Raw genomic sequence first — 26,848 nt, 5'->3', positions numbered from 1 at the left:
ACAGTACTCCTACCTTGAATACCATAGACTTTTTGTACCTGCTTATAGGTGTAGTTGCCTTTTTCTACCTCGGCTACTAAGGCTAATTTAAAGCCTAAATTGTAATCGCGTTGGGTGCGCTTAACCCGCTTGTTTACTCCTTTACTCATAATAAGTCGATTTTGTGTCAACTTATTTCAGGACGGGACAATGCCAATAAAAAAAGCAACCCATTTAGGGTTGCTTTTTTTATTTTTTTATACATAAGTAGTTATTACTCTACGTTAAATGTAATAGGTAACGTGTAACCAACTCTTACTGCTCTACCTCTTTGTCTACCTGGTTGCATTTTTGGTATCTTTCTAGCAACTCTCTCTGCTTCCTTTTTTAATCTTGGATGCGGAGCTCTAGCAGCAACACTTGTGATAGAACCATCCTTGTCAATCTTAAATTGAACATAGATTCTTTTCTTTCCTGGTGATAAACCTAACTCATTAGCTAGTTCTGCATTAAAGTTACGTTGAACGTGCTTTTGTAATTGCTTGTTTAAACATGCTTTCTTTTGAGCTTTTGTGCCAGTACAACCTGGAAATACAGGAACCTCTTCAATAATAGCGAAAGGTACATCTTCTACCACTTCCTCTATCTCTTCAACCTCTTCAATATCTTCAACAACGATTTCTTCAGATTCATCGGTCTCAGTAGATTCAATAACTGTTTCTTCTACTTCCTTCTCGTCTTCTACTACTTCAATTTTTTCAGGAGCTGGTGGTGGTGGTGTACTTGGTTTTGGTTTTGGTGGTTCAATTTGAAGTTCGATAGTTTCTTCTTCAATATCAGAAGCCATATTAGCCATACCTAACTCTCCATACTCTTTATCATATGTTTTATTTTCAATAGCAACATACGTTACAAATAAAGCAAAAACCAAACCTATTTGGATAAATAGTTTACTATAATTCTCTAAGTTTGATTTTGGATTTTTCTTAATTTCCATCCTAAATGTTTTTAATAGTTCGCTAATTTAATTAATTTATTTCAACTTTTACAAGCTTAATCTTTAAATAGCTTTTTTTTTCTTAAAAAAATAGTTATAAATAATAAAAGCTATTAAAATACCTGTCGAGTTTGCTATTATATCTAAAATCTCTCCCGATCTATACGAGGTTACTGTAATTTGTAAAGCTTCAATAATTATGCCGTAAAGAAAACAACAAAAAATAATAATATATTTATTAATTTTTGTTGCTTTTAAAGCTAACAACCATACCAAACTTAATACGAAGTAAGCAAAAACATGCTCTAACTTATCTATATGAGTAATTTGTATGGGTACTTTTCCTAGTTTGATTAAACTAATAATAGCAATACTTAATGTTATTAGTATTGCTATTATGGTTAGTTTATCCTTTAATAAGTTCTTTATACGCTTGGTCACTTAATAGGTCTGCTACTTGTGAATCGTCTGATAATTTTACTTTTATCATCCATCCTTTTCCATAAGGATCTGAATTTACCAATTCTGGTTCGTCTTCTAATGCTTCATTAAACTCAACTACCTCTCCTGATAAAGGCATAAATAGGTCTGAAACTGTTTTTACAGCTTCTACAGAACCGAAAACCTCTTCAGTATCTAGTTCTTCATCTAACGTATCAACGTCAACGTATACGACATCTCCTAACTCTCCTTGTGCAAAATCAGTAATACCAATAGTTGCTACACCATTTTCTACTTTAACCCATTCGTGGTCTTTGGTGTACTTTAATTCTGATGGAATGTTCATTGTAATTATTTTTATAGTGTTTGTTTTAATTTCCTAAGTTGTATACTAAATTAATTCCTGCATTAATAGATTGTCTTGGAAAAGTGGTAGAAACTGCATACTCAAACGTTTGATGGTTATAATAAAAAGATGCTGTTAAGTTGCTACTTAAATTATAATCTGCAATGAATTTTAATCCAAATAATTTCTCTCCTCCTGTAATCTGACTATTTTCTTCATCAACACTTCTTATTAACGTTAAATTATCTCTTAACGAAATATCTGCTCTTAGATTTATATCTCCTTTTAAGGTTTCTTTCTTCCCTGTAAATCTGGTGACAAATTTAACATCTCTAATCTTATATCCAAATCCTAAAACATATTCTGTTCCTTTTATATCTGTTAAAGTATTGTTGTTAAAGTTTAATGTTAATGTTCTATCTCTTCTCACCTCTCCTTTAAATGAAATTGAATTTTTCATTCTAAAATCAACTTTTATTAATGGTGAAAATTCATCAATTAAAGTTGCGGACGAAATTAAGAGTTCTGGTTGATAATTACCAGAAGTATTTGTATTTGTTGGTGTATTTGAATCGTACTGTAGATTATTAGTGTAATTACCTATGGTATAAGACGATTTGTAACCGTGTGATAATGTAAATGAGCTAAAGTTTTTCTTAAACCACTTATTTTTCATAAACCCATTGTAACGTAGTGTCCAATTCGGAATTGGTATATTTTTAAAGATTCCTGTGCTTACTGAATTCGGGCTATTTCCTGAATATGCGGCAATAAATGCTGGTAACATAGCTTGCTGCCCATTCGTTTTAAATCCCGGATTGTTACTTTCAGAATCAGGGTCGTTCACAGCTATTCCTTCTTCTTTAGCTATTCTTCCTGAAATTGTTTGTCTATACTCTAAAAACTTCTGATACAGTTCTTCATTATCGGTAAAAACTGTTCCTAACATAAAATGACTTATACTGTAGTTTCCCGTTTCAAAAGGTTTAATATTAGGATCTTGTTCAAAACCTCCACTACCATTTGAAACAACATCTAACTGTTGTGATAAATTACTTGTTTGAATTCTGTTTCCACGTAAATCAATAGTTAAATCTTTAAATGGTTTTACTGATACATTATAATCTAACTTCTTATACCTTGTTTTAGCATAGTTCTTACTGTAATAATCTTCTCCAGAGTTTCTAGTAATTAACCATCCATTTTCAATTGCTCTATTTAAAATATCTGTTTGGCTACCAAAAACAAACCCCAAGGTTGGGGCTAAACCTCCATCAAAACTATTTCTTCCGAATAAACCAACTGAGGGTTTATATCCTTGCAATAAAGTTCCATTGTTTTGTGAGTAGCTAATTTTTGCTCTTTTTACAGATGTTAACACGTCATATACTCCTTTTGCTAATTTTTGCCCAAAAGAAGCTTTCTTTTTAAGCTTTGCTTTTTGAGCCACTTGGCTTCCTCCTAGAGTTGCCTTTCCTTTTTGGGTGGGGAGTTTTTTTGTTCCTTTTAGCAACAATTTATCTAACCCTAAAGTTTTATAAAAGCGTCCAAAATCTAAATTCGTATTTAAGTTGTGTGTATTGGCATTTTGAATCATGTTTCCAATCTGCTCTACGTAACTTTGTGATCCTGCCTTCCAATCAAAATCAGCAGTATAGCCATAATCTGCACTAATAAACTTTAAAAACGGAAATTTATCTAATGGTAATTTGTAAGTCGCATTTAGCTTTTGGTGGTAGTTATCGGGCCTTCCTATACTAAAAAATTGATCGTATACTTCCAACTGCTCATCTTCTCCAAAACTATCGTAGATGTAATTATTGGTTGCATTAAAGTTTAATTGTAATGATTTTGTTAAATCGAAACCTATCGTATAATCCCAATTAAATAAAAACCTTCTTTGTACAAGTTCTGGTTGGGCTGTTAAGCCAATATTTTGAATTAAATTTCTAGACTGTTGACTGTTATAGTTTCTATTAATTCTTGAATTTAATGCTATTGTTTTTGGTACAGGGTTAAAATTTAAATCTTTTATAAATTGTAAATACTTACCTTTAAATGTTTCTGACTTTTTAAAAGGTTCAATATTGAAAGAAGTAAAGTTAAAGTTATAACTAGCCCCGGCCATTACATTTTTATTCTCGTATTTTTCAATATTATAATCTTTATGAAACTCTTCACTGTGTGAATATGAAGCAGAAAAGTTTTCTACATCATAAAATTTAGGTTTTTTCTTGCTTTCTGGATTTCTATTCTTTTTTACATTTATAAAGCTAATACTTTTTCTTCTCGTATAGTCTTGTGAATTCTTACTGTTTGGGTTTTTATCAACAGCATCTTCTAATGGTACATCCTGAAATTGAGGATCATACTTCGGATCTCTGAACTCTTCTCCATAGCTATAACTCATTGGTACTTGCATGTTCCATTTTTTAGGCATCATTTTTCCTAATTGAACATTCGTAGCTATACTATATTGCTTTATTTCTTCAATACTTCTTTGTTGTACACGATCTTCTACATTTCCAAAACCAACGGTTGACATTCTTCCTGCTAATGATATATCTAGCACATCAGCCATATTTGCGTCTGCATTTACCACAGCTGCCCAACCTCCTTTATTATCAAATTCAACAGCTCTTAATTCGTTAAACCAAACCTCAACTGTTTTATCTGTAACTGTAGAATTTTTAACTCCTAACATTACTGTTCTTACTTGTGCTAACGTTGGATTTCCTTTTACTGATATTGTTAAACCATTAGAACTGGTTGAAGTAAATACATCTGTAATACTTGTTCCTGTTCCTGTTGGTCTTTCTATTTTTAAATTTGCTAATTCTTCTAAAGGAATATCTAAGTTGTTTTCTTTAGGCCAAACATCTAAAGATGAAGTATTCGACGTTGATAGTTTTAAAGGTTTTTCTATTTCGTAATAATTATCATTTAAATCGGTACCTAAACGAATAATCGCTACCATTTCATCATCATTGGCAGCAGCTGGAGTATTAGGGGTTTCTGCGTGCAAAAACATACGTAATTTCTTATACCTACGCATATCAATACTAATGTTTTTATAAATAGTCCTAGCTTCGTCAGCCTCTAAATCAGTTATTTTTAAAGTTACCGATTGTTCATTTTGGCGTTGTATTCTATTTGTTCCTTGTAATCGTTCTCTTTGAATTCCTGGTGGAAGTTTATAACGGTCTTGATTTTGCTCAATACTCACAACTCCTACTTCAAACTTGTTTAATTCATCTGAATCTAAATCAACTGGAACTCCAGTATCTGGCAATGTTTTTGTGTAACGACGCCAATCTCCTCTCACTAATTCTAACTCTCCAAAACGTAACACCACAGGCATTCTAAATTGGGTTAGAAACATTCGTATAAAACGAATACTATTAAAATCGGTAATTCCATTAATTTTTTGAGCATCGGTAACATTTCTTACAGGAATTCTAAATTGATACCATTTCGTAGTTCTTGTGGCTCCGTTTAAAAGTGTTACATCTTGTGTTTTTATATCGATAATATGATTTTGTCCTAACTGTAAATCTGATTTATTAAGAGACACTTCGTACTCAAAATAACTGTTCACAGGGTTCATCGTTTGATCTTTATTGATGTCTTCCGTATCTGGATACGTTGTTGAAGATGTAGGGTAAGATTCGTTTGATTGACTTGCTGTAGGTGAATTACCTTCGGTTCCATTATAATTTTTATAACGAGATAAAACTGACGGATCTATACTCTCAATAGCTCCTCCTCTAAAAAACTGAAAGTTATCTCCTGCCGGATCATCTAATCCTGCAAATGCTGGGAATTTAATTTTCTCCTCCTCATCGCTTAATCCATCTAAACCAATATCTTGGTTTATTCTTGCATCGTTACTAGAATCAAAAGCATATAAAATTGATGGATTAATTGGAGTATCTCCCCAAATAGACGTACGAACATTACCTCCATCTGCTTTTTGTCCATCAGCAGGCAACCCATTTTCATACTGCTTCCTTCCGTCCTTTAAAATATCTTCAGAGACATTTCCAAGGTTTATAAATAATTTCCCTACCTGATTTGTGGGATCATTTGGATTAATTCCTACTGGCAAGCCTTCTTCGGTTGTAATAGAATAATTTTCATAAGGATCCATTAACCAAAACTGAATGTATTCAACATTTGCTTGTTCAAAATTATTGGTAGTTAATGATCTCATTATTCCTCCCCAACGTTCTTCAGCAGTTATCGTATTAGCATTTTCATTATAATTGTATGGACCTCTTTCTGCAGGGTAATACGCTAAATCTAACGTTCTAACTAAATTTTGTTGTGTAATATCTAAGTCAGTATTTGGAAACAATTCGTTGTACCGAATTTGACGGACTTCATCTCTCGATAGTTCATTTTCATCAATATTACTTGGTCTGTTTCCACCTCCATAAAATAATTGATCAATATTATACCATGCTAATTTCCCTCTCTTATAGTTGTACTCTAAACCAAAAGCACCTCCATCAAACCCTTGTGATTCTGGCGTACTTGCCAAAAACCATTGTTGTGGTGAGTTTAAGTTGATTGGTATTTGGGAAGCTTCAAAATCATCTAAATAAGAGGTTGCAGTGCCATCTACATTGATACCACTTGGAGAACCTGGTAATAAATATGCTATATCAGCTCGTACAGAAACATTGGAAGGTACTTCTGTTTCAACAAATGGTAATTTGTTAGCTAATTTTGTTAAATAGGGTACTTCAGAAGAATAGTCTAAATTTAACCCTAACATCACATTATCTATAGGTTCTCCTCCAAAATTCACCTTTGGTGTAATTGGTTTTTCACTAACGTTTAAAAAAGTTCCTCCTAAAATAAAATCATCAGAAAAACGGTGTTCAATATCTACTCCAAAAAATGTTTTTCTTTGTTGGTTAAAAAAAGTATTGTTTTCTACAGAAGCATTGATGGGTATTCCTGAAGCCTCTAAACCTGGGTCTAGAATTTGCACGCGTCCTAATTGATAATCTACCACATAATCTATCCCTTCTACCAATTGTCTTCCTCCTGCAGTAACTCGTACCGAACCTCTCGGAACGTTGAAGGCTCCTAAAGAAATACCTCTACTTGTTTCTGATTTAAAATATCCCTTTAAAAAGAATTTATCTAAGTTTTGATATTCATTCTTTGCTTGAATTTTCGTGGTCAAATATAGCTCTTCAAACACATATTTGTCTTGATCTACTGGGTTGGTAAGCTCATCTTTTAAATCATTTCCAAATGGTTCTGGTTCAGGAAATAAAATATATCCTCTTTCAGAATTCACTGTTATTCCTTCTACATAATCAAAGAAACCATCTCCATTAGGAACAGCATATTCACTTTGGTCTAATTTATCTAAATTTAAGATACGCAACAATGGTTTATCTGTTATTCCAGGAGTTTGCGCATTTTGTAATGTGTTTTGTAAAGTCCCTGTTTCATCATCTCTATATAATAACTCAAAACGAAATCCATCACGTTGTAATGGAAAAGCTCCTAAAGCATATATATTTTTCATCATCAATCTCCACGTTGGGAAAGCTTCTGTATCATCCCCAGGTCTTGTTGTATTTAAAATTTCACTACGTAATAACTTAACTACAATATTTGCAGGTGCTATAACTCCATCATTAGAGAATTCTCCTACTTTAAATACAGTTTCTCCACCAGAGGCACCTACTACAGTATATTCAAAAGCTACAGCTAATACTTCTCCATCATTTAATCGTCTATTTAATGAAATAAACCCTAATTGTGGTTGTAATTTAAATTCATTAGGCTGTAATCTACGAGCGTTCTGTAAATAAGAATAGTTAAAACCTTGTCGTGGTGGTATCCCAACTCCATTAATAGCATTGTCTATTGTTGCAACGTCTCTAACTCCTCCTGAATTTGCAGCCAATAGAGAACTTAAATTATTTACCCCATTATATGGTAAAATTTTAGAATTGACTGATATTGCTCCTGGTATTGTTGTTATCTCTGAAGGGTTCACCTCATTAAAATCTTCAGATTCTCCTAAATCGGCAAAAGCAACAATACTACGATAGTCGCTTACATTTTGATTTCTGTTCGTTACCCATACTTCAACCCTAGTAATATTTATTGGACTATTAATTAAAGGATAGTTTTCTAAGGCTTCTTTATAATTTTCTCTAAAATACTGTGATAAAAAGAAATGTCGATCATTATCGTAATCTGAAGCTCGCAATTCAAACGGTTCTATGGTTGCTCCTCCTTCGGCAACTACTGTTTTAGACTGTGAATTTTGTTGTGAGAAAGCTGTTGTTATATATGTTTTACCAAACTGTAACTCTGTTTTTACACCAAAAAGTGACTGTGCACCATTAATTAAGGAGTTTTTTATAGGCATGCTTATATTACCCGCCTCTATATTTCTAATAATGTCATCTTCTGTAGGGCTATATTCTAATTTGATGACATTTTGAAAATCAAAAGTAGATTGGGTATCATAATTCGCCGTTACTTTTAATCGCTTTCCTACCTTCGCTTGTAAACTTGCACTAATTTGTTGATCAAAATCAAATGTAAAACTACTTTGGTTTTCTACCGAAATTTGAGGATTTTCATTATTTTGGTATACTCCTCCTAGTTTAATATTTATTTGCCCTGTTGGGTTTACCTCAACAGTGTTACCTCCAAAAACAGATTCGAAAAATTTAGAATTTACATAATACTTAGGAAGTAAGTTTTTACGTGCAGCTTCACTTCCTTTCTTTTTAGGATTGGTTGCATCTACTTTTTCTTTAAAATATTCTTTTAGGTCGTTTTTAAATCGATATTCATCATACTCTTTAGGGGTCATAAAAATAGGAGTTCCAATATAATAGTCACCTATTTTTTCAACAACCATAAACTTATTTAAAGCCTTATCGTAAGTAACTATTTTCTGTGTAGGGTTACTTAAATAAAGAGTACCATTTTGGTTGTATTTAAAATTATATTTAAGGGGAATTACAGTATCATTTTTTACAGTTTTTGTACTGTTATTTTGAGTATTTTGTGAAAACGAAACAACACTTACTAAAATAGCAAGTGTTGTAAGTAGTCTATTCATAACTGCTTTCTCCAACTTTTTTTATATTTTTTTTAACGCCTGTTTAATAAGTATCTCAACACTTGCATCAGGTGTTTCTTTTAATAAATTACTAATAACCTTATCGGCCTGCTTCCGAGCAAACCCAAGAACTTCTAAAGCAGATAACGCTTCTTCTTTATTTGTATTGTTCTGTATCACAGAAACTTCGTCAACATCAAAGGTTTTTAAAACCTTATCTTTTAAGTCTACAATTACTCGTTGTGCTGTTTTGGCTCCTATTCCCTTAACTGATTGAATTAACTTGACATTTCCGGAAGCTATTGCTTGTGAAACCTCCTCTGAAGTCATCGAAGAAAGCATAGTTCTTGCTGTGCTAGGGCCTACTCCAGAAACTGATGTTAACAATCGAAAAACTTCTCTTTCAATTTTTGTTGAAAAACCATATAGTGTATGTGCGTCTTCCCTAACAGATAAGTGTGTATACAACAACACATATTCATCATTTGGTAATGATGAATATGTGTTTAAAGAAATATGCATTAAGTACCCTACTCCGTTACAATCTACAACGGCATATGTAGGATTTTTTTCCTCAAGTTTTCCTTTAATTTGTGTTATCATTCAGCCACTTTTTCTATTCGCCTAAAATAGACAATTTTTTTTTCTAAAAAAATTTGTCTACAACCTATTGAGAAACCTTATTTTTAGCTTTCATTTCTTTATTTTGAGCATCTACTACAGCAACTGCTGCCATATTTACCATTTCATCAACACTTGCCCCTAATTGCAAGATATGTACTGGTTTACTCATTCCTAGTAAAATTGGTCCTATTGTTTCTACTTCATCGACAGCTTTCATTAACTTATAGGTAATATTTGCTGATTCTAAGTTAGGAAAAATCAAAACGTTTGCTCTTTTTCCATTTAATTTTGAAAAAGGAAACTCTTTTGCTAATAATTCAGGATTTAAAGCAAAATCTGCTTGCAACTCACCATCTACTACAACATTAGGATAATTACGGTGAATGTAAGAAACTGCTTCTCTAATTTTAATTGAACTTTCAGATTTTGATGACCCAAAGTTTGAAAAACCTAACATTGCAACATGAGGTTTCATTCCAAACATTTTAGCCAACACTGATGTTAATTGTGTAATCTTAGCTAAATCTTTTGCTGTTGGATTAATATTGATTGTTGTGTCTGCTAAAAATATAGGACCTTGTTTTGTTAACATCATATTAGTAGCAGCAACCCTTGTTACACCTTGATCTTTTTCAATTAACTCTAACATCGGCTTCACTACAGAAGGATAAGGTCTTGAGTATCCTGTTATTAACGCATCTGCTTCTCCAGAATTCACCATCATAGCTGCAAAATAGTTACGTTCACGCATCCATTTTTGAGCTTCTAAAAAAGTAACTCCTTTTCGCTGTCTTGACTTCCAAAATATTTCAGCATAACGATTTCTTCGTTCTTCTTCTTCGTCTGTTTTTGGATCTATGATTGGTACATCAGCATCAAAGCCCAATTCTGCTTTTAATTCTAATATAACTTCTCTTCTCCCTAATAAAATTGGCTTACCAATTTTTTCTTCATATACCCTTTGTGCTGCTTTTAACACATCTAAATGGTCTGCTTCAGCAAATACCAATCTCTTTGGGTTTTTCTTTGCTCGGTTATGTAACAGTCTTACTTCTTTACTTCCTGTTCCGGAACGATCCATTAACTCATCTCTATACTTATCCCAATCATCAATAGGTTCTTGTGCTACGCCAGAATCCATTGCTGCTTTTGCAATTGCTGGTGGAATTTCATAAATTAACCTTGGATCAAATGGTTTAGGTATAATATACTCTTTTCCAAAAGATAAACTTACCTCATCATATACAATATTTACCTGTTCTGGTACCGATTTTTTTGCTAAATCTGCCAATGCATGTACCGCAGCCATTTTCATTTCTTCATTAATCTTTTTTGCACGTACATCTAATGCGCCACGGAAAATAAAAGGAAACCCTAGTACATTATTCACTTGATTAGGATTATCTGATCTTCCTGTTGCCATAATAATATCTTCTCTGGTTTCGATAGCTAAATCGTAAGTTATTTCAGGTTCAGGATTTGCCATTGCAAAAACAATGGGGTTCTTCGCCATCGACAATAGCATTTCAGGACTCACTACATTCCCTTTAGACAAACCAATAAATACATCTGCATTTAACATGGCTTCTTCTAACGTGTTTAAGTCTTTATCTGTTGCAAATTCTGCTTTTTGTGAGGTGAGATTATCTCGATCTTTCCTTATAACTCCTTTACTATCACACATTACTACATTTTCGCGTTTAACCCCTAAAGCTAAATACAAGCGTGTACATGAAATAGCTGCTGCTCCAGCTCCATTAACTACTATGTTAACCTCTTCTAATTTTTTTTTATTAATTTCTAGTGCATTTTTTAAAGCAGCTGCAGATATGATTGCTGTACCATGTTGATCATCATGCATTACAGGAATATCTAATTCCTCCTTTAATCGTCTTTCTATTTCAAAAGCTTCTGGAGCTTTAATATCTTCTAAATTTATTCCTCCAAAAGTTGGGGCTATTGCCTTAACAGTTTCAACAAACTTATCTACATCTGTTGCATCTACTTCAATATCAAAAACATCTATATCAGCAAAAATTTTAAATAATAATCCTTTTCCCTCCATTACTGGCTTAGACGCTTCAGGACCAATATCTCCTAATCCTAAAACCGCTGTTCCATTAGATATAACCGCTACTAAATTACCTTTTGCTGTATATTTATAAACGTTGTTTTTATCTTTAGCTATTTCTAAACAAGGCTCTGCTACACCAGGTGAATATGCTAACGATAAATCATGTTGGGTTGCATATTTTTTGGTAGGTACTACTGCTATTTTTCCTGGCTTCGGTTTGGCATGATAAAGTAGTGCTTCATGCCTTTTTCTAGAATCTCTCATAGGTTCGTTCTTGTTTGTTTGAACTTACAAATATACATTTTGTTCTGACGTGAAAGAATTTACAACCTGATAAAAGTCATATTTATTCTTTAAATTCCTTCCCACCTTTGCCTTAATGTTAAACCAAAAAATAAAATATATGAATACCCCCCTGAGACAAATTATCGACGAAGAAGTACAATGGGACAAAACAAAAACTATTGTAAGCAAAACTGACGTTTATGGAACAATACTTTATGCTAATGATGTTTTTTCTAATACCTGTGAGTATAGTACTATAGAATTAGTAGGAGAACCTCATAATATAATTCGCCATCCTGACATGCCTAAAGTTGTTTTTAAGGTATTATGGGATACTCTTAAAAAGGGAGAAAACTTCCATGCTATTGTTAAAAACCTAACAAGAACTGGCAAATATTATTGGGTTATTACTGATTTTAGTATAGATAAAGATGAAGAAGGAAAAGTTGTTGGGTATACGGCTAGAAGAAAAGCTGTTCCAAATGGAGTTATAAAAAAAATAGAACCTTTATACAAAACGCTTCTTGATATAGAGAAACTTAAAGGAGAGAAGGCAAGTGAAATGTACTTTAATGCATATTTAAAAGAAGAAGTTGGTAAATCTTACAATGAGTTTGTAGTCAAATTATTTAACGAAGAGCTTTCTAAAGAGAAAACTGAAAAAATTAAGAACGAAACAAGCCCTATTAAAAAAGGATTAAACTGGTTCTTTTTTGGAGAAACTAATCCTAAGTAATTAAAAAAAAAGTAAAATAGCTTTTAAAAGCTATTTTACTTTTTTATAAAGTCAATGTTTCTTAGCAACCCAGAAAACTTAGTACGCTTTACTGCCGATTTCTTGAACACCTTACTAAAGGTTTCTTGTGTTAACTCTTGCCAATCACGTTTTGTCATTTGTAATAAATTTTCTTGAGGTTCAAATAAGCTTTCTTCGTGTGGTTGTGAAAAACGATTCCAAGGACATACATCTTGACACACATCACAACCAAACATCCAATCTTGCATTTTTCCTTTAAATTCTGAAGGAATTGCATCTTTTAACTCAATAGTTGCATATGAAATACACTTACTACCATCAACTGTATTGTTAGGCAAAATAGCTTGTGTTGGACATGCATCGATACAACGAGTACAACTACCACAATGATCTGTTTTATAAGGTGCATCATATTCTAATTCTAAATCGATAATTAATTCCGCTAAAAAGAAAAATGAACCTTGTTGCTTCTGAATTAATAACGAATGTTTCCCATTCCAACCAAGCCCTGATTTCTCAGCCCAAGCACGCTCCATAACTGGGGCCGAATCTACAAAACAACGACCTGAAACTTCTCCTATTTCATCATTAATCAACTGTAATAGTTCACGTAGTTTATCTTTAATGATAAAATGATAATCTTGTCCATACGCATATTTTGAAATCTTATAACTTCCTTCTTCCTGAATTTTAGAAGGAAAATAATTATATGATAAAGAGATTACTGATTTGGCACCATCTACCAACAATCGAGGATCTAAACGCTTATCAAAATGATTTTCCATATAGTGCATCTCTCCATGATAGTCGTTTTTTAACCATTTTTCCAATCGCGGGGCTTCTTCTTCTAAAAAATCAGCTTTAGCAAAGCCGCATTCCAAGAAGCCTAATCGTTTAGCTTGTTCTTTTATAAAGTTTGAATATTGTTGTTTTCTTATCAAAACACACTATTTTGTCTATACAAAATTACCAAAAGAAAATTTATAATTTTATTCGCTTTCTATTTACAAATAATTGTTGAACTTTGTTGGTTAGTATTACATGACAAACTTTATTCATTATGAAAAAGATATATAAAATAGTATTAGGTATTGTAGTTTTTTTCTTCATCCTTTTGGTTAGTATTCCCCTACTATTTCAAGATAAAGTGATGAACTTGGTAAAAACTACCATTAACAACAACGTAAATGCCAAAGTTGATTTTAGCGATTCTAGCTTAAGCCTACTTAGAAATTTTCCAAATGCATCAGTTCAATTATCTAACCTAACGGTTATTAATAACGCTCCTTTTGAAGGTGATACTTTAGTATATGCCAAAGAGGTAAATTTAGCACTAAAACTTACGGAGCTTTTTAAGGCTTCTTCTGAACAATTAAACATCAAATCATTTACTATTGATGATGCTTTAGTAAATGTATTAGTTGATAAAAAAGGAAATGCCAACTATGATATTGCTAAACCTTCTGAAAAAGAAGAGACAAAAGAGGAAGAACCATCTACTTTTGGACTATCTATTAATTCTTATGCTATTAACAATGCTACTGTAAAATACAATGATGAACAAGGTAAATTGAACCTTGAACTAACTGAATTAAATCATAGTGGAAGTGGTGATTTTTCTCAATCAAATACTGAACTAGATACGCAAACATCTACTTTAGTTTCTTTCGGAATGGATGGAAACTCGTATGCTAAAAATCAAAAAATTGAATTGGATGCTATTTTAGGAATGGACTTAACTAATATGAAGTTTTCTTTCTTAAAAAATGAAGCCAAATTAAATAACCTTCCATTAGTTTTTGACGGTTTTGTTAAAGTTAATGAGAAAAACCAAGAGGTTGATATCAACTTCAAAACTCCGTCTTCTGACTTTAAAAACTTTTTAGGGTTAATTCCAGTAACCTATACTAAAAGTATTTCTGACGTAAGTACTACAGGTAACTTTAGTGTAAATGGAAAGGTAAACGGAATTATCGATGATAACCATATTCCGAAGTTAGATATTTCTATGAAGTCTAACAATGCCTCATTTAAATATCCTGATTTACCAAAAAGTGTTCAAAACATTAATATTGATGCACAAATAAAAAATACTACTGGTAAAACTGAAAACACGTTTGTTACTATTAATGGTCTTTCTTTTAAGATTGATCAAGATACTTTTTCTGGAAAAGGAAATATATACAACTTAACTACCAACCCAAAAATAAATGCTAGTTTAAAAGGTGTTTTAAACCTTGCTAATATTAACAAAGCTTATCCTATTAGTTTAGAAAATGAGTTAAGTGGAATTTTAAAGGCAGATTTACATACAGAGTTCGACATAAAAGCTATTGAAAATAATACTTTAAACCGCATTAAAAATAACGGAAAAATGGAAGTAAGCGACTTTGTTTTTTCGTCGGAAGATGTTGTAAACCCTCTTCACATTAAAAATACAGTTGTCAATTTTACCCCTGGTACTGTTAGCTTAACAAAGTTTGATGCTACTACTGGAAAAAGTGATTTAAATGCTACTGGAACACTTAAAAACTTATTAGGTTTTTTACTTTCTGACAAAAAGTTACGTGGAAACTTCAAGCTGAATTCAAACAACTTTTATGTAAGTGATTTTATGCAAGAAAATCCTGAAGCTGTCAAAAACAAAGAAGATGACTCTAAAAAAGATACACCAACTGAATCTTTAAAAATTCCTGCATTTTTAGATTGTGCTGTTTCTGCAAACGCTAAAACTGTATATTACGATAATTTGACTTTAAAAAATGTAAAAGGAATACTTCTTTTAAAAGATGAAAAAGCCATTTTACAAAACATGAATGCTAGTATTTTTAATGGTCAAATCGCTTTAAATGGAGAAGTTAACACACAACAAAAGAAACCTACATTCGATATGAAGTTAGGTATCAAATCTTTTGATATTGCTCAATCATTTACTAGTCTTGATTTACTACAATCAATAAGTCCTATTGCAGGTGCTATGAGTGGTAAATTAAATTCTGACATTGACTTAGCCGGAAGTTTAAATGATGATTTTACACCTAACTTAGCTTCTGTTTCTGGTAAAGCTCTTGCTGAATTATTAACGACTAGTATCAATCCACAAAAAACAAAAGCTTTAAGTTTATTAAATGATAAGTTATCTTTTATGGATTTATCAAAACTAGATTTATCTGATATAAAAACACATTTATCTTTTAAAGAAGGGAAAGTGGTTGTAAAGCCTTTTGATTTAAAATATAACGACATTGGTATTACCGTTGGTGGTAGTCACGGGTTTGACAAAACAATGAACTACAACGTTACGTTAAACGTTCCTGCCAAATATTTAGGTAATGAAGCACAAGGGTTACTTTCAAAATTAAGCGCTAAAGACCAACAAAATATAACTGTTCCTGTTACTGCTAGTATTGCAGGCAATATGACAAATCCTAGTGTAAAAACAGATTTATCTTCATCGGTTACTAAATTAAGTCAGCAGTTAGTTCAACAACAAAAAGACAAATTAGTAAACAACACTATAGGTGGTTTATTAGGTAACAAAAAGAAAGATAGTACCAGCACAACCAACAAAAAAGAGGAAACCGTTAAAAAGGTAACAGACGTTTTAGGTGGTTTATTCGGAAAAAAGAAGAAAAAGCAGCAAAAAGATACTGTTAAATAATCTTTTGTAACATTTTTTCTTTTTCATAGTCTTATATTATATTAAGAGAACTTTGTAAGTTATTTAACACTTTTTAAATACACTTTACAAAGTTCTTCTTTTATGTTTGTTACTAACAACTAACTGACTATGAAAATTATAACTACATTTTTATTTCTAATATGCTCTTCACTTACTTTTTCTCAAATTACAGGAAAGGTTACCAGTACTAAAAACCAACCTATTTCTTTTGTAAGTGTATATTTAGAAAATACTATTACAGGTACCACAACCAACACAAATGGCGACTATGAATTAGCTTTTAACTCAACGGGGCAGCACACTGTAATATTTCAAATGTTAGGGTATAAAACCATTAAAAAAACGGTTGAAATCAACTCTTTTCCTTTTATATTAAATGTTGTTTTAGCTGAAGAAGAGGTTACCTTAGATGAAGTTATAGTTTCTTCTGAAGAAAACCCTGCTAACAAAATTATTAGAAATGCTATTGCTAATAAGGCCAAAAACACGGATAGGTTTGCTGAGTATACTGCCGATTTTTATTCTCGCGGCTTGTTTAAGGTAAAGGATTTACCGAAAAAGTTTTTAGGACAAGATATTGGCGATATGGGTGGTGGGTTAGACTCAACTCGAAGTGGTGTGGTGTACCTTTCTGAAACTGTATCGAAAATCGCTTTTCAAAAAAGGCCTAAAAACTTTAAAGAGTATATTATAGCTTCAAAAGTTAGTGGGCAAGATAACGGCATTAGTTTTAATCAAGCAGAAGAAGTAAACTTTAACTTTTATGAAAATTCTTTTGATTTAGCTGATGTTAAAGTTATTTCTCCTATTGCTAATGGTGCATTTGGTTATTACAACTATAAATTAACAGGTGTTTTTTATGATAAAAACGGAAAACTAATTAACAAAATTCAACTTTTACCAAAACGTAAAAACGATCGGGTTTTTAGTGGTTTTATTTATATTGTTGAAGATGATTGGGCTATTTATGGTGCTGATGTTATTGTTACTGGTGCTCAAATAAGCTTGCCTATTGTAGATTCACTACATATTAAGCAAAACTATAATTTCTCCACTAAAAACAAAGCTTGGGTACCCGTTACACAAACTATAGATTTTAAAGCTGGTTTGTTTGGTTTTCATTTTAACGGTCGATTTTCTGCTGCTTATTCTAACTATAATTTCAGTCCTAACTTTACTGAAGATACTTTTGGCAACGAAGTGCTTTCATTTGCTGAAAATGCTACAGAAAAGGATTCAATATATTGGAAAAAAATTCGTCCTGTAACTTTAACTTCTGAAGAAATATCAGATTACAAATTGAAAGACAGTATAAAAACCATTCGAAAATCTAAGAAATATTTAGATTCTATTGACACTAAAAACAATAAGTTTAAACCGTTGGATATTCTTTCTGGTTATACTTACCAAGACTCCTACAACAAGTGGTCGATAAGCACCTCTTCTCCTATTGAAAACCTTAATTTCAACACTGTTCAAGGGTGGAATTCTTCTTTAGGTTTTAACTACCGAAAATCGCTTAACAAAAAAGGGAAACGTTTTAGTATTGGGGCTGATATTAATTATGGTTTTTCAGAGAAAAAAGTGCGACCTACAGCCAACTTCAACTATCGTTGGAATAATACTACACGACCTGTTTTAACAATTTCTGGAGGAATTGCTACACCACAGTTCAACCCAAAACAACCCATTTCTAAGTTTTGGAACACGATAAGCTCTATTGGTTTTGAAAGGAATTATTTAAAAATATATGAAAAGACATTTGCTAAAGCAACCTTTTCACAAGAAGTAACGAACGGAATACGCATGTTTTCTTCTTTAGAATTTGCAGATAGAAAGCCATTATTTAATACAACCGATTATGTAATGTTTCCGCAAGACGATGTAAACTATACTTCTAATAATCCGCAAAATCCTGTTGATTTTTCAACAGGTTTTATACCTCATCAAATGTGGACTTTTTCGGTAGGAGCAGATATTAATTTTGGACAAAAATACTTATCATATCCTAATGGAAAATATAACATTCCTAGTACTAAGTACCCGTCGCTATATATTGGCTATCTAAAAAACTTTGGTTCAGGGAACTCTGAATGGAATTCTGATGTGATTTTTTCTCAATTGTATCAACAGATCAACTTTAGTAACTGGGGTGAATTTGCTTACAAAGCAAAAGGAGGTATGTTTTTAGAGAAAAAAGATGTTCCGTTTATAGATTATGCTCATTTTAACGGAAATCGCTTGTTAATAGCCCCAAAAGACAACTATTTGAACAACTTTTATATGTTACCATATTATCAATTAAGTTCTAATGATAAATATGCTGAGCTTCATGGAGAATATAATTTTAAAGGAGCATTATTAAGTAAAGTTCCTTTGTTAAATAAACTTAACTTTCATTTAGTTACTGGAGCAAAAGGATTATTTACAGCAGGAAACAAACCTTATTCGGAGTTTGCTATTGGTTTAGATAATGTTGGTATTGGAAAATGGCGCTTTTTACGTGTAGATTTTGCTCGCTCTTACTTTAATGGAAAATCTGAAAATAGAGTTGTTTTCGGGATAAAATTGTAGATTTGTTATATGAAAATAAGCATTCTATTTTTTGGTATGGCCAGAGACTTAGTTGATAACTCTTCACTAGAAATTAAACTTCCTAGCAAAAGTACTGTTGCTAGTTTTAAAGAATTTCTTTCTAATGAATTTCCCGAGTTACAAAAAATGAGTTCATATGCAGTGGCGATTAACCAAAATTATGCAACCGATGAAACATTGATACAAGAAAATGATATAATTGCAATTATTCCACCAGTAAGTGGGGGGTAATTTTATTATAATACACAGTAATCTTTTAAACTAAGAGATTACTTCATATTGCGACTTAAGACTTTTTATAATCTCCCTCTTCTTTAAGATATCTTCCAACGAAAAATGTTCCGAAAGGTAAAATAGAAAGTAAACAAACAATTCCGAAAGTTTTACCATTCCAATTTAACTCGTACTTTAACATGATTGCCAATACTATGTATCCTACAAATAACAATCCGTGAGGCATACCAAGCATTTTAACATACTCTGGATTTCCTTGTAAGTATTTTATTGGGACTGCTATAAAAAGTAATAAAATATAAGATATTCCTTCTAATAAACTTACTAACTTAAAAAAATTAATCATTGAATTTTTACTTAAAAATTGGTTAGCAAAGATACTGAAATATTACGTCCAGCAGCTGAAACTCCCGAGGCAAATTCTTTATAGTGCTCGTCAAATAAGTTAGACAATTGTGCTTGTAAAGCTATATTTTTTGTAAACTGGAATTTACCGTACAATCCAACAGTCATCCAACTAGGGCTTCCGTAGTATTTATTAATATCTTCGGTAGCATTCACGTTAACAATTGGTGTTTGTTCATGATTATCAATACCTTCAGTTATATTATAGTCTGAAATATCTTTCTTTACATTAAAAACTAAGTTAGCTCCGCCTTCAATCTTCTTGTTTACATAACTCAAATCAAAACGACTAAATAACGGTGGAATAGACGACATTGGTTCATTGGTATCATACGTTTTACCATAGGTATAAGTAACAAACCCAGAAGTATTCCAGTTTTTATGTAGTTTACCTTGATAACTTACTGTAGCACCCGTAACATAAGCTGTTCCTTTATTTACATTAGCAACAATGGCTCCATCTTCTCCATCATACTCAATAGTTGAATTTCCATTCAATTCAAAATTTTCTCTGTAAATGTAGTTATTCAATAAAGTATAATACACATTTGCCTCAACTCTAAATTTTCTATTATTAAAATATTTTTGAGCACCTATTTCAGCATTATATGCGTGTTCTGGTTTTAAACTAGTATTTGGTATAGTTACTTTTCCGTTCTTCTCTCTTATCTTTCCTACATCATCAATATTTGGCGATCTAAAACCAGAAGATAATACTGTATTTAACTGCCATGTTTTATTAGGCTTGTATACATACCCTATGGTTGCTGTTAACGATTGATTATCTAGCTGAATATCATTTTGAGGAATATCGATAAAAGTTTCATCCAACCACTTTGCTTTCAATACTGTATTTGTTCCTCTTATACCTGTATTTAAGGTTGATTTACTATTGATATCTTGACGGTAATCTACATAAAAAGCAGAGCTCAAATAACTACTTCCCCCATCAGGATAACGAGATTGAACTACAAAATCACCATCAAAGCTAATGATATTATTACCATTAACGCGCAATGTTTTTCCATAAGAGTTTGACGCTACATCATTATATGCAATTTCAATTCCATATCCTAAATTTCTATTTTCTGCTAGCGGAACTGTAAAATCTCCATTCAAACTAAAAACATCAACTTTTTCTTCTCTATAAGACCTATCTAAACTTCCAAACTTACGTTGAATACGACTTTCCTTTGTGTTTTGATACGCTAAAGTAATGGTTCCATTATCCATCCATTTTTTCTTTGGATTGATAATTAACTGTGGAGATATTAACAAACGTTCTTGAGGTCCATAATACCATTCAGCAAACTTTAAACTTCCTTTTTTCAACTCTGTCAACTTGTCAAAACGAGGTATATCAGAAGAAGTTGAGTATTGAATATTTAATTTAAAATCTGTACTTTTTGAAAAAGGTACATAAAACTTTTGCAATACGTCTGTTTGACTGTAACCTGTGTTTCTTTGTAGGTTTTGGTCAGAATTAGCTACTGGTGTGTCGTTATAAAAAGTACTGGTATTGTTAGAGTAAAAAGGTACTTTGCCCCAATCTTTAAAACCATGAGAACGATTTTTTCCCATTTTTAAATCTCCAAAATTACTATGAGCTACACTTGTAAAAGACGCCCATTTTTTAAATCTAAGCTCAGCTGAGACTACATTGGTTACCTCGTTATTTACTGAGCTATATCTTAAAAAAGTATTTCCTTTTATTTCTTTTTCTTTCTCAGATAGCTTTGGCGTCTTAGTGTAATAATGTATAACACCTCCTAGTGCATCTGAACCATAGATTACTGATGACGGTCCAAAAACGACTTCTGTTCTATCTAATAAGTTAGGAGCTACTGTTATTGAGCTTTGTAAGTGTCCTTTTCTATAAATAGCGTTATTCATACGAACACCGTCAACCACTAAAAGTACTCGATTACTTTCCATTCCACGTAAAACAGGACTTCCTCCTCCAAACTGTGATTTCTGAACTTTAATTCCAGGAACACTCGCTAATAAATCTGCTGAAGTTTGTGGTGATAGTTTTTCTATTTCTTTAGAAGAAACCACTGCTATTTGTTCTGCAATACGATTCGTTTTTTCTCTATTCTTAAAAACGGAAACAACTACCTCATCTAACTGCTCTGAGTTTTTTGATAAATAAACATGATAGTTATTCCTTTTTATTACTGATTTTTTTTCTTGATATTCAGCATAAGACACATGTGTAAACGTAAGTAACTCATTGCTCTTAAAGTCAGAAACGTCAACCTTTCCTAATTCATCACTTACTGCTGACGTTGTTTTACTTTTATTAAAAACAGCAACAGCCTCTACAGGTTTGCCTGTTTCAGCATCAATAACAGTAATGGTTTGAGAAAAAATTGTGGTTATAAATAGTAAAAAAAATACAGTAATTATTTGCTTCATATTAATTAAATACGGTTTCTAAAACATCTAATGATTTAGGTTTTTTAAATCCCTCCAAATGTAATTCATAATACTGAACTATTATTCGAAGAATTATTTGTCTTTCTTTTTTTGAATAAGAAATTGAGTTTATTGCATCAAAATTTATGCCTAAAAGGTTTTTAAAAAGTATTATTTCTCTTCCTGAAAGTGTTAATTTTTTATACTCTGTATTGGTAAACCTACCTTCTAATAAATTGAATACCTGTTTATCAATATTAGACGTATCTGGATAAAACCCTAAATATCTTGTTAAATTCAACAAAAAGAGTAAGTGAAAGTTTGCTACTTCATTGTGTGTATCAAGCCAAATCAAAGATGTTTCAATATAGCTATATAACGCTATATTTTCTTCTTCTTCTTGAAGAATATGAGATAATACTTCTGACAAAAAAAGCACAATAGTTTGTTTTACCACAGAAGTATAAATAGTTTCATAAGGGTGAATTACCTGAACTTCCTTAATAGAATGCAACGAATTTTTATTGCTATGATTTCCTGTAAGGTTTAATTGAGTTAAGGGTTGAAAATATGCCGGCTTTAACTTTCCTTTTTTGGCTTTTAGTACTCCTTTTATCATGTATGATTTAAGCCCTTCTTGCAAAGTAAAACACTTAACAATTAAACTAGTGTCTCCATATTTCAATGCGCTTAAAACAATGGCTTTTGTAGTAACAATTGCCATTTAGCTAAAGTTTATTTCTTGTAAAATCATTAATCAAAGATATTTAATAATATCAACAAAAATGGTACATTCGTGTAAAAATGACTCCTTTAGTATGACAACAGAAATAGAACGAAAATTCTTGGTAAAATCTACTGATTTTAAACAAAAAGCTTTTCAAAAAAACTATATAAAACAAGGATTTCTAAATTCAAATAAAGAAAGAGTTGTACGAGTTCGTTTAAAAGATGATACTGGTTTTTTAACTATTAAAGGAGCATCAAACGCTAATGGAACAACTCGTTTTGAATGGGAAAAAGAGATTGATAAAAATGAAGCCGAAAGTCTTTTTAATTTATGTGAAAAAGGTATTATTGAAAAGTATCGATACTTAGTAAATATTGACAATCATACTTTTGAAGTAGATGAATTTTTAGGAGACAATAACGGTTTACTTATTGCCGAAGTGGAGTTAGAAGATGAAAACGAACATTTTTCAAAACCTGAATGGTTAGGTGAAGAAGTTACTGGAATTGCCAAATACTACAACTCCAACTTAAGTAAACTACCCTATAATAAATGGTAAAAAGCTGTTTGAAAATCTTCCAAACAGCTTTTACTCCCCTAATAAAACTCTCTTCTTATTTTTTTAGAATGCTAAGAGTTTTTACTTGTTTTCCTGATTGTATTTTTAATAAGTACATTCCTTGATTCTTTAACACACCATCATCTATTCGTATGAATGTAGAAGGTGATTGAACCTCTTTACTATGTATAAGTCTTCCCAATAAATCATACACATCTAATCGAATAGCTCCATCTTTTGAAATACTAGAAACATCAATTTTTGTTTGTGACACAAATGGATTGGGTATTGCAGAGATAACTCCACTATCATTTGACTTTTCATCGTTAGGCCCTACAACTCCACTTCTTGTCACAGTTGTAATTGGCAAGTTTGCTGTTTTGTTGTAGGCGTAATCTGTTAATGTATAAGATTGTCCATCATTTGCTACCGCAATGTGAAACCATCCATAATGTATATTTCCATTTATTTTAAAAGTAAATCCAATGAAACCAGTCTTTCCATCCCACGACGTATAATTGGACGAGCTAACCGTATAAGGGCTAGAACTTGTCACAAAATTACTTGATGCTCCAACAGAAATACCTTCCTCTAAATAGGACACATTACTTGTTGTTCCTTCACAAACAATTTCTTTATTATATGTTTCTAATCGCACAGAATTGCTTGTGTACCATGCTCCATAATCTGCATCTTCTCCTACTTCAATTCTGAAAAACTCCCACGTATTACTAGCACTCACGGTTAGGTCTGGAATATCTACATATACTATTTCATCATTCCCTCTACATGGTGTACAGCTACCTCCACAATCAACTCCTGTTTCATCTCCATTTTGAATTCCATCGTCACAAGTTGGAAGAGAGTCTCCATTTATCGTTATTTTATAATCTTCAACTTCACCATAATTAAATGATTCACAAGATGTTGGTATACCGTTATATTTCATAGACACTCTCATCCTTGTACTTCCTAATTTAGCAGTACTAGGAATTGAAAACTGACCTGTTACAGAAGTATCTTTTGAAGCTGTTTTAGTCCAAACTTGTTCTCCTACATCTGTAAAATCACCATCTTGATTGTAATCAATCCAAACACTATATCCTTCAGAATAAACAGTACTAGTCCAGCTCGGTGTTATGGTTATTGAATAATCACCTTCTTTTGATAGTTTAGTTGATATCATGGATGTATAATCTGTATATCCATCGCTTGATCCTGATGAACTATTGCTAATGGTATTTAATTCAACTTTACTTATGAATTCATCATTTACACTCTTTCCATTAGAATCACAATATATTACGGTACAAGGTTCACATGAACCACCACAATCTACACCTGTTTCATCTCCATTTTGGATTCCATCGTTACATGTAGCTCCAGTATTTCCATCCCAAACCTTACTTCCTGCTTTGATGGCTCCAAAAGGCTCAGTGCTATATGCATAATCTAGTAAACTATATGAAGCACCATTGTTATTAACACTAACTCTAAACCAACCGTAATTCATTTTTCCTGGATATAACTCTAATTGAAACCCTATGTAAGCAGTTTTACCATCCCAAGAAGAGTAATTAGCATTTCTAATTACATGCAAATCGGGATATGCTCCTCCATCAACCCAAGAACTTTGTTGATCAATCACTGTATTCATCTCAATTGGTTTCACATTTCTAGTTCCAGATTGACACACTAATGCTTTTTTATATGTTTCTAATATCAATGAGTTGTTCTCATAAAAAGTTCCAAACCTATTATTACTAGCGCCCTCTATTGTAAAAAACGTCCAGGTATTTCCTGAATCTGCTGTGTAATCTTGATTATCAAAATACACCACTTTGTAAGGATCGTAAAAAGAGAAATTAAACGTTACTTTATTAGAGTTTAGAGAGGACGTTCCTCCTGAAATTGCAGCATCTTTAAATATAACAGAACCTGTTGTATTATTTAATTCAGAGTGGTTTGTTGCTTGTCCTGTAAATTTCACACTTAGCGTTTTATTATTAAGTGCTGTTATTTGAACTGACAAACCTTGGGGCGGGTTGGCATCAAAATGAGTTCCAGAAATTAAATTCCCTGAAGAAACTGAGAAAGTTGTTCCTTCTATAGATATGTTTTTAGCCTCATCAACTATTGAACCATCATTTGACAGTGTTTCTTCTACTGTAGTAGAATCTACTATCAGAGATCCACCATTTAAATTTACTCCTGTAGCTGTTAAGTTTTCAGATTGCCACAATGGTTTACGAGCCGGGTGCTGCAATGCAGTTAACATTCTATTTATTTGCCCTTGTGTAAACATTTTTCCACAACCAGCAGCAGCATCATATCCCATGTAATTTTCATAGTTAATTAAATTGCCACAATCACTTGCTCCAACCGTACAACCATCATCTCCAGAATTAGAATCTTCTTTTGGAGTATCTTCCACATAATCACCATTTGAATCATTACATCCACCTTCAAACGTGTGTATAAGGTTTAACCAATGACCAAACTCATGCGTTAATACTGAAGCAAATTCTTTATTCGTATTTCCGTGAATGTAACGCCCGTTATAGACCACTCTAGCAGTGTTATTATCAGACATTGAAGTATTTGGATACCAAGCAACACCTGAGTTTGTTGCACTCCCGTCTGCATACAAATCTCCCATAATGTACACGTTCATGTACTTATAGTTATCCCAAGCATCTGCTGCTATTTGTGCATCATAACCTGAGCCGTTTCCATACCCTGCTTTTTCTGGATGAAATACTACACCATTGGTACTTCCTCCATTAGGATCTATTTTTGCCAAAGCAAATCGAATACTTAGAGTACCTCGTCTTCCTGAAAAAACAGGATCAACAGTATTGAAGTCATCATTAAGTCCGTTGAAATCCTCATTCAGTTTATCTAATGCAACTTTTATTTTATCATACGTTACAGTTAGTCCATGTTGAACTGAGCCATAAACATGTACAACCACCGGAATGGCATAGGTCTCTCCAGCTTTATTAAAAAGCGAAGTTTGTTTTTTTCTAACTACATTTTTTGTGTAGTTATTAAACTTGTCAAATTCTTTTTTTGATTCTGGGTATTTTAAAAATACCTTTTGATTTTCACTTGTAACTTTACAGTCTTGAGCCAACACAGCTTCAACACAGAAAAACAACAAAAAGAAGAAGGGTAACAAAATAGTTTGTTTCATAATTGTATGATTTTAAATTACTTAAAAACAAACCTACAGTTATAAAACAAATCAATACAATACAATACTAACCAATCCAGGTAAAAAATTATCTATTGACATTATTTTAACCTTAATTTTATAGCTATTTTATTTTTTTTAATAACAAAACACAATTAAACTACGTAAAAAACAGCTAAAAAATGACTTAAACTTCTAAGAAACAAAAAAATATGAAAGATTGCATGATTATATTTTAATTTTTAAATAAAATAAAAAATGGCGCCAACTGTATAAAAAATCCCTTCTAAGAAAAGTGTTTGTAGTCCTTTACTTGATAAATTTTCCATTACATGGTTTTATAACAAAAAGTACCTACCACTCAATTAACAAATATAAAACTGTTGGTAATTTATCAAATTTGCCTGTAAAAAAGTTT

16 protein-coding genes and 1 pseudogene are annotated in these 26,848 nt (G+C 32.0%); 5 read left to right on the top strand and 12 right to left on the bottom strand.

Annotated elements, in window-relative coordinates; genetic code table 11:
* From ACKTSW_RS06915 to ACKTSW_RS06885, 7 genes and pseudogenes are all read right to left on the bottom strand, one after another.
* Positions 1-149: pseudogene (locus tag ACKTSW_RS06915) on the bottom strand (IS3 family transposase); the annotation flags it as partial.
* Positions 150-253: 104 nt separating this feature from the next.
* Positions 254-976, bottom strand: a complete 723-nt coding sequence (locus ACKTSW_RS06910) for an energy transducer TonB (protein WP_408024546.1) — start codon at positions 974-976, stop codon at positions 254-256.
* A gap of 63 nt (positions 977-1,039) precedes the next feature.
* A complete protein-coding gene (locus ACKTSW_RS06905; protein ID WP_408024545.1) occupies positions 1,040-1,417 on the bottom strand; it encodes a VanZ family protein in 378 nt (125 codons plus the stop codon).
* Positions 1,383-1,763, bottom strand: a complete 381-nt coding sequence (gene gcvH, locus ACKTSW_RS06900; RefSeq protein WP_408024544.1) for a glycine cleavage system protein GcvH — start codon at positions 1,761-1,763, stop codon at positions 1,383-1,385. Before gcvH ends, ACKTSW_RS06905 begins: the two co-directional genes overlap by 35 nt.
* Before the next feature lie 25 nt (positions 1,764-1,788).
* A complete protein-coding gene (gene sov, locus ACKTSW_RS06895) occupies positions 1,789-8,871 on the bottom strand; it encodes a T9SS outer membrane translocon Sov/SprA (RefSeq protein WP_408024543.1) in 7,083 nt (2,360 codons plus the stop codon).
* Positions 8,872-8,892: 21 nt separating this feature from the next.
* Positions 8,893-9,474, bottom strand: coding sequence for a Holliday junction branch migration protein RuvA (gene ruvA / locus ACKTSW_RS06890; protein ID WP_408024542.1), 582 nt, complete (start codon positions 9,472-9,474; stop codon positions 8,893-8,895).
* A gap of 64 nt (positions 9,475-9,538) precedes the next feature.
* Entirely contained in the window at positions 9,539-11,833 is a 2,295-nt protein-coding gene (locus ACKTSW_RS06885) for an NADP-dependent malic enzyme (RefSeq protein ID WP_408024541.1), read from the bottom strand.
* Positions 11,834-11,972: 139 nt separating this feature from the next.
* Here ACKTSW_RS06885 and ACKTSW_RS06880 point away from each other — a divergent pair, with 139 nt between their 5' ends.
* Entirely contained in the window at positions 11,973-12,590 is a 618-nt protein-coding gene (locus ACKTSW_RS06880) for a PAS domain-containing protein (RefSeq protein WP_408024540.1), read from the top strand.
* 35 nt (positions 12,591-12,625) lie between these two features.
* On the opposite strand, the gene queG is transcribed toward ACKTSW_RS06880, so the two are convergent.
* Entirely contained in the window at positions 12,626-13,552 is a 927-nt protein-coding gene (queG, locus tag ACKTSW_RS06875; protein ID WP_408024539.1) for a tRNA epoxyqueuosine(34) reductase QueG, read from the bottom strand.
* Positions 13,553-13,671: 119 nt separating this feature from the next.
* On the opposite strand from queG, the gene ACKTSW_RS06870 reads away from it, so the two are divergent.
* The 3 genes from ACKTSW_RS06870 to moaD all read left to right on the top strand — a co-directional run bounded on the left by ACKTSW_RS06870 (position 13,672) and on the right by moaD (position 19,119).
* Positions 13,672-16,272 (top strand): AsmA-like C-terminal region-containing protein, encoded by a 2,601-nt coding sequence (locus ACKTSW_RS06870; RefSeq protein WP_408024538.1) that lies wholly within the window; start codon positions 13,672-13,674, stop codon positions 16,270-16,272.
* Positions 16,273-16,401: 129 nt separating this feature from the next.
* Positions 16,402-18,867 (top strand): DUF5686 family protein, encoded by a 2,466-nt coding sequence (locus ACKTSW_RS06865; protein ID WP_408024537.1) that lies wholly within the window; start codon positions 16,402-16,404, stop codon positions 18,865-18,867.
* A 9-nt stretch (positions 18,868-18,876) separates the two neighbouring features.
* Complete coding sequence (gene moaD, locus ACKTSW_RS06860; protein WP_408024536.1) at positions 18,877-19,119, top strand: molybdopterin converting factor subunit 1; 243 nt, start codon at positions 18,877-18,879, stop codon at positions 19,117-19,119.
* A gap of 55 nt (positions 19,120-19,174) precedes the next feature.
* Here moaD and ACKTSW_RS06855 read toward each other — a convergent pair whose 3' ends face one another.
* From ACKTSW_RS06855 to recO, 3 genes are read right to left on the bottom strand one after another with little or no spacing between them, the layout of a single operon-like run.
* On the bottom strand, positions 19,175-19,468 hold the full coding sequence (locus ACKTSW_RS06855; RefSeq protein ID WP_408024535.1) for a DUF3817 domain-containing protein: 294 nt from the start codon (positions 19,466-19,468) through the stop codon (positions 19,175-19,177).
* Positions 19,469-19,479: 11 nt separating this feature from the next.
* Positions 19,480-21,945, bottom strand: coding sequence for a TonB-dependent receptor (locus ACKTSW_RS06850; RefSeq protein WP_408024534.1), 2,466 nt, complete (start codon positions 21,943-21,945; stop codon positions 19,480-19,482).
* A gap of 1 nt (position 21,946) precedes the next feature.
* On the bottom strand, positions 21,947-22,669 hold the full coding sequence (gene recO / locus ACKTSW_RS06845) for a DNA repair protein RecO (protein ID WP_408024533.1): 723 nt from the start codon (positions 22,667-22,669) through the stop codon (positions 21,947-21,949).
* 94 nt (positions 22,670-22,763) lie between these two features.
* Between recO and ACKTSW_RS06840 the strand changes: the two genes are divergently transcribed.
* Complete coding sequence (locus ACKTSW_RS06840) at positions 22,764-23,234, top strand: CYTH domain-containing protein (RefSeq protein WP_408024532.1); 471 nt, start codon at positions 22,764-22,766, stop codon at positions 23,232-23,234.
* A 55-nt stretch (positions 23,235-23,289) separates the two neighbouring features.
* Here ACKTSW_RS06840 and ACKTSW_RS06835 read toward each other — a convergent pair whose 3' ends face one another.
* Positions 23,290-26,430: a M43 family zinc metalloprotease gene (locus tag ACKTSW_RS06835; RefSeq protein WP_408024531.1), complete on the bottom strand. Its 3,141-nt coding sequence runs from the start codon at positions 26,428-26,430 to the stop codon at positions 23,290-23,292.
* Positions 26,431-26,848 lie beyond the last annotated feature (418 nt).

The organism is Tenacibaculum sediminilitoris (assembly GCF_964513795.1).
GTDB lineage: Bacteria > Bacteroidota > Bacteroidia > Flavobacteriales > Flavobacteriaceae > Polaribacter > Polaribacter sediminilitoris.
This window is presented reverse-complemented; position numbering and strand designations above follow the sequence as displayed.